General features: G+C 61.1%; 2 protein-coding genes. One reads left to right on the top strand and one right to left on the bottom strand.

Annotation, left to right across the window (positions count from 1 at the left end; all coding sequences use genetic code 11):
* Positions 1–112: 112 nt before the first annotated feature.
* Positions 113–1,342: an aromatic ring-hydroxylating oxygenase subunit alpha gene (locus EN939_RS32360; protein WP_127271385.1), complete on the top strand. Its 1,230-nt coding sequence runs from the start codon at positions 113–115 to the stop codon at positions 1,340–1,342.
* A gap of 45 nt (positions 1,343–1,387) precedes the next feature.
* On the opposite strand, the gene EN939_RS32355 is transcribed toward EN939_RS32360, so the two are convergent.
* Positions 1,388–1,786, bottom strand: coding sequence for a hypothetical protein (locus EN939_RS32355; protein ID WP_127271376.1), 399 nt, complete (start codon positions 1,784–1,786; stop codon positions 1,388–1,390).
* Positions 1,787–1,893: the final 107 nt, after the last annotated feature.

The raw sequence follows: 1,893 nt of genomic DNA, 5'->3' as shown, positions 1-1,893 counted from the left end.
GCTTCACACTTTTCCTGGAATTGCGCTCTTCGTTTGACGCAATTCCGAACAGAAAACCGCTTCACACTTTTCCTGGAATTGCTCCGGGACCAACCATCGGGCAGAACGACAAATGAGTGTGCATCCTATCCAGCAAGCACCCACCGACGGCGACGCGATCGATCGGCTGGTGGCATCTCATCGGCCAGGTCACGGCCTGGTGCGTGCCTTCTATCATGATCCGGCGATCTTCGAGCGCGACATGGAACGTGTCTTTCGCCGCCACTGGCATTGCCTGGCGCATGCCAGCGTTATCCCGAACCCCGGCGATTTCGAGCTGTTCAAGCTGGGCGACGAGGCGGTCATCCTGACACGCGGCATGGATGGCACCGTGCATGCCATGCTCAATGTCTGCCGCCACCGTGGTGCCGAGGTCTGCACCAAGGAGAAGGGCAATGCGAAGATGTTCGTGTGCCCCTACCACGCATGGGCCTATTCCAATGACGGATCCTTGCGTGCCGCGCGCCTGATGCCAAAGGATTTCGACCGCTCGGCGCACGGGCTGAAGAAGCTTCATGTCCGCGTCGCTTCCGGGCTGGTCTTCATTTCCTTCGCCGAGACGCCGCTCGATTTCGATCCGATCGAACAGTCGCTGCGCACGAGCTGCGGCCAATATGGCTGGGGCGACGCCAAGGTGGCGTATCGTCAGTCCTATCCGCTCGACGCCAACTGGAAGCTCGCCGTCGAGAACTATGTCGAATGTTACCATTGCGGGCCGGCGCATCCGGAATATTCGCAGACGCATGCGCTGGAAAAACCGGCCGAGATGATCGAGCAGCTCAATGCCGCGATGGAGCAACGCACCTGCGCGCTCGGCATCGAGATCGGCAGCGCCAACCGCTGGCAGAACTCGGCCGCCGGACAGGAGGCGATCCACACTTTCCGCTATGCGCTCTATGACGGCGTTTCCAGCGGCAGCAAGGACGGCTCGCCGGTCGCGCCGCTGATGGGCCGTTTCACCGACTATGATGGTGGCGTGACATCGATCCATCTTGGCGGTACGACCTTTCTCGTCTGTTATCCCGATCACGGCATGATCTATCGTTTCATCCCGAAAACAGCTGGTACCTGTGAGATGGAGCTGATCTGGCTGGTGCGCGGCGACGCGGTCGAGGGCCAGGACTACGATCTGGAGAAGCTGACCTGGCTGTGGAAGGTCACCACCGAAGAGGACAAGAAGATCATCGAGCACACCGCGCGCGGCGTGCGCTCGCACTATTTCGTGCCCGGACCGATCGCGCCGATGGAATACAACGAACTGCGCTACATCGGCTGGTATCTCGAGGAGATCAGCCGGGCCTGATCGGCTCGGCTGCCGCGGGGGATCAAGCAGATCTTGCCTTTCGCGTCATTCCGCGCTGAGCCCGTATCGGTCGACGACTTCAGCGTTGATGAGCTTGGCATGCAGCGTCATCAGCACGATCTGCGCGTCGAGGCTGTCGCCGGTTTCAAGCGCCGCCTCGATGCGACGCTCGGCTTCCAGCGTCCGATCATGGCCATTGGCTTGCTCGAAGGTTTCCGGACCCGCGATGCAATAGCTGCATAATTGTGCCACCGACGCATAGGTGCCCGGCGGCGGCTCGTCGGGCCAGCGATCCTTCATCAGGTTGACGATGGTAAGCTTCACGCCCTCCGGCACAAGGGCTGGATGCAGATCGGCGCCGCGCAATGCATCGTCGAGCTGCCTCAAGTCGCCCGAACGGCCGAACATTCCGAGGAAGCCGAGGGAAGAGCGCCGTCCGGCCATGATGTTTCCTTCCGTTTCCAGCCCACTTAGGTGGTGGGCAAGCGGATTACAAAGGCGGTGCTGTCTAACCAGCCGCCGCCAGCAAGACCCCTGCAAGGGCGGATAGC

It is taken from the genome of Mesorhizobium sp. M7A.F.Ca.CA.002.05.1.1, from assembly GCF_003998335.1.
In the GTDB taxonomy this organism is placed as follows: domain Bacteria; phylum Pseudomonadota; class Alphaproteobacteria; order Rhizobiales; family Rhizobiaceae; genus Mesorhizobium.
This window is presented reverse-complemented; position numbering and strand designations above follow the sequence as displayed.

What these genes read in the sequence shown, in the direction of transcription:
- EN939_RS32360 (WP_127271385.1), top strand. Translation starts at nt 113, where the DNA reads ATGAGTGTGCATCCTATCCAGCAAGCACCCACCGACGGCGACGCGATC.
- EN939_RS32355 (WP_127271376.1), bottom strand. Translation starts at nt 1,786, where the DNA reads ATGGCCGGACGGCGCTCTTCCCTCGGCTTCCTCGGAATGTTCGGCCGT.